This is a genomic window from Pseudofrankia coriaricola, from assembly GCF_032027725.1.
In the GTDB taxonomy this organism is placed as follows: domain Bacteria; phylum Actinomycetota; class Actinomycetes; order Frankiales; family Frankiaceae; genus Pseudofrankia.
Map to the genome: position 1 here is coordinate 1 of NZ_JASNFO010000119.1, position 7,293 is coordinate 7,293.

Genomic DNA, 7,293 nt, shown 5'->3' on the forward strand with positions numbered 1-7,293 from the left:
ATCGGGGCGAGACGCTGGACGCGCTCGCCCCGTGTCGGGCGCTGAGCGCCCTCCCCGCGTGGTACCGGGCCCTGGCAGATGGCGGTGGTAGAGCTGGGACCGGGCTGACGAGGTGGCTGGGTAGGTACTGCGCCAATGCGCCGTCACCAGCTGTGGCTGGACATCCGAGCCCATGGGATGTCTGCCGGGCCCGCGTATCCGACTGGATACGCGGGCGGTGCTCAGGCGGTCGGGGCGGTCATCGCGTCCGGAGACTGGCGGCGGGCCGCGATCGCCTGCTGGTAGAGGCGGCCGGCGCGGTAGGACGAGCGGACGAGCGGACCGGCGAGCACACCGGCGAAGCCCAGCTCCTCGCCTCGCCGCGCCCACGCGACGAACTCCTCCGGCCTGACCCAGCGCTCCACCGGATGGTGACGCGGGGTGGGCCGCAGGTACTGGGTGACGGTCAGCAGGTCGCAGCCGGCGGCGACCAGGTCGGCCATCGCCGTCTCGATCTCGTCGTCGGTCTCGCCGAGCCCGAGGATCAGGTTCGACTTCGTCACCAGCCCCGCCGCGCGGGCGGCGCCGATGACCTCCAGCGAGCGCTCGTAGCGGAACGCCGGCCGGATCCGCTTGAAGATCCGGGGAACGGTCTCGACGTTGTGCGCCAGCACCTCTGGGACGGCGCCGAACACCTCGGCCAGCTGCTCGGGACGGCCGCCGAAGTCGGGGATGAGCACCTCGACCCCGGTACCGGGAGACATCTCGTGCACGGCGCGGACCGTCTCCGCGTACAGCCAGGAGCCGCCGTCGGGCAGGTCGTCGCGGGCGACACCGGTGATGGTCGCGTAGCGCAGGCCCATCGTGCGCACCGACTCGGCGACCCGGCGGGGCTCGTCCCGGTCGAGCGGGGCCGGCCGGCCGGAGTCGATCTGGCAGAAGTCGCACCGGCGGGTGCAGACATCACCGCCGATGAGGAACGTCGCCTCCCGGTCCTCCCAGCACTCGTAGATGTTGGGACAGCCGGCCTCCTCGCACACCGTGTGCAGGCCTTCGGCGCGGACCAGGTTCTTGATGTCGGAGTACTGCGGCCCGGTGCGCAGCCGGGTGCGGATCCACGGCGGCTTGCGCTCGATCGGCGTCGCCGCGTTGCGCGCCTCCAGCCGCAGCAGCGGGCGCCCCTCCGGCGCCACCGCGCTCATGCGGACACCGCCGCCGTCGGCTCGTGCGCCGCCAGGACCGCGCCGTCCCCGTCGGACGGGCGACCGCCGGTGAGGAGGTGGCTGAGGTGATGGAGCATGTGGTGCTCGACGACCGGTCGGGCCTCGGCGACCGTCACGGTCCGGCCCAGCTCACCGGTGAGGCTGCCGGCGCTCGCATCGGTGATCCCGCAGGCGATGATCCGGCTGAAGGCCTCCAGGTCGGGGCAGCAGTTCAGCGCGAAGCCGTGGTAGGTGACGCCCTTGCGCACCCGGATGCCGATGGCGCCCAGCTTTCGCTGGTCGTCCATCGTCCAGACGCCCGATCGCCCCTCAACCCGATGGGTCGGCACGCCGAACCCGGCGCACACGGCGATCATCGCGCCCTCAAGCGCCCTGACGTAGGCGACCACGTCGAGCGGCCGGGGCAGCGCCACGATCGGGTAGCCGACGAGCTGGCCAGGGCCGTGCCAAGTGATCTTGCCACCTCGGTCGACGTCGACGACCGGGGTGCCGTCGAGCGGGCGTTCCCAGGCCTCGGTGCGCCGGCCGGCGGTGTAGACGTCGGGGTGTTCCAGCAGGATCAGCGTGTCCGGCGCGTCCCCCGCGGCCCGCCTCGCCGCCAGGTCACGCTGCAGATCCCACGCCTCGACATACGGCACTACGGACAACCGCAGGACATCCACCCGCCCGAGCCTACCTGCCACCGGGACCCCTCGCGCCGGGCCGGGGCAGAAGTAGAAGCGGGCGAAGGACTGAGGCTCAGCCGTGCGGGTCTGGTAGCAGCCGGGGCTCGACGGCCGTCTCGACGACCGCGCCGTCCTCACCGAGCTGGACTCGCCAGGCCTTGGCGTTCGGCCGGTCGGCGACCGCCTCGACGAGCTCCGTACCGCGGAAGTGCAGGCCGACCCCGTCGTCGGTGGCCCAGCCCGCGGGCAGCACGCCGTCGCCGACGAGCTTCTGGTAGAGCGGGCGCCGGGCGGCCTCGGAGTCGTAGTGCGGGGTGTTGCTGAACGGCAGCAGCGCAAGGCCGCCCGTCACCGGCCGCAGGTCGGGGCCGAAGGAGTCGGTCGTGCCGCCGACATGCCAGCACAGCGAGCCGGCCGACACTCCCGCGAGCACCACCCCGGCCCGCCATGCCTCGGCCAGGATCTCCGGCAGCCCGTGCGCGCGCCACACCGCGAGCAGGTTCGCGACGCTTCCGCCGCCGACCCAGATGACGTCCTGGCCGAGCAGGTGTGCGCGGACGTCGTCCACGTTCGGCATCGGGAACAGCGCCAGGTGGCTGGCCCGCACGTCGGGACGGTCGCGCGACATCGCCGCGTACCAGCGGGCGTAGGCCGCCGAGTCGTCGCCGAGCGCGGTCTCCAGCAGGCACACCCGCGGCCGGTCACCGGCGCCCGACAGGGCGATCGCATGCTCGATCAGCGGCCCGATCCGGGCCCCGTAGCGCCCGTCCGGGCGGTAGCCGCCGCTCGTCGCGAGGATGTTCACCGCTGCGCTCCAGTCCTAGGGCGGGACCTGGGGCCGGTCCGGCCTCGATCCCAACCTATCCGCGGGGCTCCCGTGGATCCTCCCGGACCGGCGAAGCCGAGCCGCCCGCCGGCAGGCCAGCCAGGAGGTTCGCGAGGAGGTCCGTGATGGGTGGCCAAGCGGCGGATCAGACCGACGTGCCGGTGCCGAGGTGCCGCGCTGGCCCCGCTCCGACGATCGGTGCGGCCGGGATCAGCACCGCATGGCAGGAAGTTATCCACAACTTGCGCGGAACCCGGGACATCGCTATCCCAATCGGCCAGCGTCGCGGTTTGTGACGTCGACCCACGGTTATGGGCCAGAACCTCCCCCGCCCGACGGCCCGGACGAGCTGGGGCCGCCGGGCGGGGCGGAGACGCCCGCGCCGCCGACGGTGCCAGGGGTGACGCTCGGCGGATGGCCGGGCGACGCGGGTACCGGCGAGGTCTGGGCCGCGACACTCGACGACGACGCCACCCCGTGCGTGGTCCGGCTGATCCGGCTGCCGGCCGACCCTGTCAGGCGCGGCCGGGCCGCCTCCGCGGGGCGGCGTCTCATCCAGCTGAGTCATGCCCACCTGGTGCCGGTACTCGCGGTGGAGGAGGTCGACGACGGCCTCGCGGTGGTGATGGCTCGGGTACCGGAGGCCGTGAGCCTGCGCAGGCTGCTCGCCGCACGTGACCGGCTGGAGCCGGGCGAGGTCGTCACGGTCGGCCTGCCAGTCGCGCAGGCGCTGGCGGCCACGCACGAGGCAGGCCTCGCGCACGGCACGCTCACTCCGGCCGACATCCTGCTGGAGCCGAACGGCCGGCCCCAGCTCGCCGGGATCGGCGTCGCGGCGCTGCGCGCGCTCGCGGCCGGCGGGCCCGCGCCGACGGCGGCGGGCGACGTGTACGACCTCGCGGACCTGTTGCTCGACACGATGGCGCGGGCGACCGGGCCGGATGCCGCGGCGGTGGCGGTCGCCGTGGCGACCGCCCTGGTGCCCGACCCGGCCAGACGGCCCACCGCGGCGGAGCTCGCCTCGGCGCTCGCGCACAGCGCCCGCCCGGCCCCCGTCCAGATGATTGACCCCCCGCCACCGGTGCCGCCTCCCGACGAGGAGCTCCGTCCCCGGGGCGGCGACGGCATCCTGGCCACAGATGACGCCCAGGCGCGCGCCACCGAGGCAGAGCCGGGCGACCCAGGCCGAGAGGGCGGGCACGACGAGGACGAGGACGACGGATACGACAGGTACGGCGGCGGCGCCGTCCACGAGACGTTCGGCACCGGCACTGGAGGCGAAGACGACGACGTCGTCGACGCCGTCATCATCGGCCCATCCGTCATGGACGACGAGCCCGCGGCCGACGGCACGGTCGTCGAGGGGGCCGTCGTCGACCCGGAGGTCGACGTCCTGCCGATACTGCCCCGGCCGGAACCGCCAGGCCCTAGGCACCCCAGGCCTCCCGGGTCGGCACCCCCGATCCGCGAGGGACGCCCGCGCGGCCGCGCCCCCCGGCCGTTCCCCGGCGGCCGCCCCACGGACGGTTCGACTCCCGGCGCCGGGCGAGGTCCCGCGACGGCGCCACGCGGCGGCGGTCCTGGCACCGCGGCGGGGCCGGACGTCCGGTCGGGCGCGCGGGTGGGAGGCGCCCGGCCGGACGGGCGCGCGGGCACCGCGGGCCGGAACCGGGCCCACACACCGCCCCGGCTGGGCAGCCGGGAGGCGCGCGGGCGCGGCCGGCTGTCACGCCCGGTGCTGGTGCTCACGGGGGTCGTCGGGCTCGTCGCGGTCGCTGTCGCCGCGGTGCTGCTGAGCACCTCGGGCGGCGGCACGCACGACGAGGTGGGTGCCCCGGTATCCGGCGCGGTCACTCCCGGCGGCGGGAGCTCGGCCAGCGGGAGCGCGCCCAGGCCGTCGGCGACGACGCCAGCGACGGCGAGCCAGCCGCCGGAGAAGGCATGGGAGACGGTGCTCGCCGGTCTGGACGCGGCCAGGGGCCGCGCCTTCGAGCAGGCCAACGAGTCCGCGCTCGCCGACGTCTACGAGGTCGGCAGCGCGGTCTACGCCGCCGACCTGGCCCTCCTGCGCCAGGTCGCCAGCCAGGGTGGCCACGTCTCCGGGCTGTCGTTGCGCGTCCTGGACCTCCAGATCCGCGAGCAGACCCAGGACCGCGCGGTACTGCGGGTCACCGACCAGCTGGACGCCTACGAGATCCTGGACGCGAGCGGCAAGGTGCTCCTGCGCAAGGAGCAGGCCGCGCCCGAGCGCCACGACGTCACCCTGGTCCGCACCACGGCCGGCTGGCGCATCTCTCAGCGGGTAACCGCCGCCTGACAACCGGAGCAGGCCCACGAGCGTCGTCCTCGGCACCGACGTGTCCGCGTCGCACCAGGGCACCGGAGCGGGAACACCGGGGCACAGGGCACCAGGTTCCCGCCGTTCGGCGGAGCCCGGAGTTCCCGCGAGGTCCGCGACGCGACGCGACGCGGCGGGCGGCCGAACTGCCGAGGACCGGGCGTTCCGGCGCGCGGCACTCCCCGGCCTACCACTCGATGAGAAAGACGACGGTTGTGGTGGCGGAGGCGAGATCGTGCGACCATGGCTGCGCTCCCCTAACGATCACGCCGCCGTCGGGGACTCGGCGTCGCCGGGCCCGGTGACGTCGGCAGGCGAGGAGATGGGCGCTATGGGCGAGTCCGGCCAGGCAGGGCGGAGGGTCCTTGTGCCGTCGTCTCCGCGTGCCGCCGGTCCAGCCGTCGCCCAAGTGCGAAAGTATGCGGGTCAGCCATGCCGACCCGCGAGGATCGGAGCGAGCCGAAGCGTGACATCCGGGAGCCTGGGCTGTTCCACCCACCACCGGGAGTTTCAGGGGACCGACCCGCGGTCGGGCGCCCGCGCCCGCCCCCGTGCGAAGCGAGATTCTCCGGGCACCGAGCAGGAGATCGGGTGAACGTCTCCCCGGTCGACGCGCTCCGGGAGCCGCCGGGAATCCGCGCCGCCGTCGGGCGGCCACCGGTCACCGCCGGGGGGCCGGGAACAGCGAGGACCGCCTCGTCGAACCGGGCCACAGCCTCGCTACCCACTCACCGCGAGTTGTGTCGTATCCTTGAGGGCGAAACCTCGCCACTATACTACATCACGGTAGTTCGGTCAATACATTGGATGCGCGGCGACGGTGAGCCCGACGACAGTCCGGCGCGACGAAACGACCAGATCAGGCAGGGCGGGCCGACCAAAGGAGGTGCGATCTTGAAAATCGAGCGCGCATCTACCGGTCCCGGCCGCTTTGGCGATTACTGTAGGTCGGTCGATCACGCCAGATCGGTTCATCATCGTCATTCCGGCAACAGGATTCGGGAGGGGTGGCGTTGACACAGCCCGCGACTCAGCCTGTCACGCAGTCTTCGGGGCAGCCGTCAGCGCAGGAGCCCGGCGCCCAGGGCGCGGGGCAGCCAGCGGCGCAGGCCCCTCGGCAGGCCACGAAAGCCCCGTCCCGCCGGCCTGCTGGCCCGGGCGGGGCGGGGCGTCGCAAGGCCGACGCCGACAAGACGCCGGCGCCAGCCGAGGCGACACCGGCCCCGCGCGCGGCGGGCGGTGACGACGACGACGAGGAGGACGCCGAGTTCGACGCGTCCGCCGAGGCCGAGAACGAGCCCGACGAGCAGGAGGCCAGCCCGACGCCCGCGGCGGCGTCGGCCGCTGACCGGATGTCGCACGACAGTGTCCGCCAGTACCTCTCCCAGATCGGCCGGGTCCGGCTGCTGACGGCCGAGGAGGAGGTGGACCTCGCCAAGCGGGTCGAGGCCGGCCTGTTCGCCGCCGAGAAACTCGCCGCCGGCAGCGGCCTGGCGGTCCGGCTGCGCGAGGACCTGTCGTGGGTCGAGCGTGACGGCGAGGTCGCGAAGAGCCGACTGGTCGAGGCGAACCTGCGGCTGGTGGTCTCCATCGCCCGCCGCTACGTCGGCCGGGGGATGCTGTTCCTGGATCTGATCCAGGAGGGGAACCTGGGTCTGATCCGGGCGGTCGAGAAGTTCGACTACACCAAGGGCTACAAGTTCTCGACGTATGCGACGTGGTGGATCCGGCAGGCGATCACGCGGGCGATCGCGGATCAGGCGCGGACGATCCGGATCCCGGTCCACATGGTCGAGACGATCAACAAGCTGATCCGGATCCAGCGGCAGCTCCTGCAGGACCTGGGCCGTGAGCCCACCCCGGAGGAGATCGCCAAGGAGATGGACCTGACCCCGGACAAGGTCCGGGAGATCCAGAAGGTCGCCCAGGAGCCCATCTCGCTGGAGACGCCGATCGGTGAGGAGGAGGACTCCCACCTCGGGGACTTCATCGAGGACTCCGACGCCGTGGTGCCGGTGGACGCGGCGAGTTTCCTGTTGTTGCAGGAGCAGCTGGACTCGGTGTTGCACACGTTGTCGGATCGGGAGAAGAAGGTCATCCAGCTGCGGTTCGGGTTGACGGATGGGCATCCTCGGACGTTGGAGGAGGTCGGTCGGGAGTTCGGGGTGACGCGGGAGCGGATCCGGCAGATCGAGTCGAAGACTCTCTCGAAGCTGCGTCACCCGTCGCGCTCCCAGAAGCTGCGCGACTACCTCGAATAGG

At 73.3% G+C, this 7,293-nt stretch carries 5 protein-coding genes; 2 read left to right on the top strand and 3 right to left on the bottom strand.

What is annotated here, in order from left to right:
* Positions 1-221: 221 nt before the first annotated feature.
* The 3 genes from lipA to QOZ89_RS42125 are packed head-to-tail and all read right to left on the bottom strand — an operon-like array spanning position 222 to position 2,672.
* A complete protein-coding gene (gene lipA / locus QOZ89_RS42115) occupies positions 222-1,181 on the bottom strand; it encodes a lipoyl synthase (RefSeq protein ID WP_312629787.1) in 960 nt (319 codons plus the stop codon).
* The gene (gene lipB, locus QOZ89_RS42120; RefSeq protein ID WP_241841739.1) at positions 1,178-1,885 is read right to left on the bottom strand and encodes a lipoyl(octanoyl) transferase LipB; all 708 of its coding nucleotides are present in this window, start codon (positions 1,883-1,885) and stop codon (positions 1,178-1,180) included. The genes lipA and lipB overlap by 4 nt, the downstream gene beginning before the upstream one ends.
* Before the next feature lie 55 nt (positions 1,886-1,940).
* Positions 1,941-2,672, bottom strand: coding sequence for a Type 1 glutamine amidotransferase-like domain-containing protein (locus QOZ89_RS42125; RefSeq protein WP_071048972.1), 732 nt, complete (start codon positions 2,670-2,672; stop codon positions 1,941-1,943).
* Positions 2,673-2,985: 313 nt separating this feature from the next.
* Between QOZ89_RS42125 and QOZ89_RS42130 the strand changes: the two genes are divergently transcribed.
* Positions 2,986-5,010: a protein kinase family protein gene (locus tag QOZ89_RS42130; RefSeq protein ID WP_312629789.1), complete on the top strand. Its 2,025-nt coding sequence runs from the start codon at positions 2,986-2,988 to the stop codon at positions 5,008-5,010.
* Between the two features lie 1,028 nt (positions 5,011-6,038).
* Positions 6,039-7,292: an RNA polymerase sigma factor gene (locus tag QOZ89_RS42135; protein WP_312629791.1), complete on the top strand. Its 1,254-nt coding sequence runs from the start codon at positions 6,039-6,041 to the stop codon at positions 7,290-7,292.
* Position 7,293 lies beyond the last annotated feature (1 nt).

Excerpts from the sequence above, each read along its gene's own strand:
- lipA (WP_312629787.1), bottom strand. The coding sequence starts at position 1,181 with ATGAGCGCGGTGGCGCCGGAGGGGCGCCCGCTGCTGCGGCTGGAGGCG.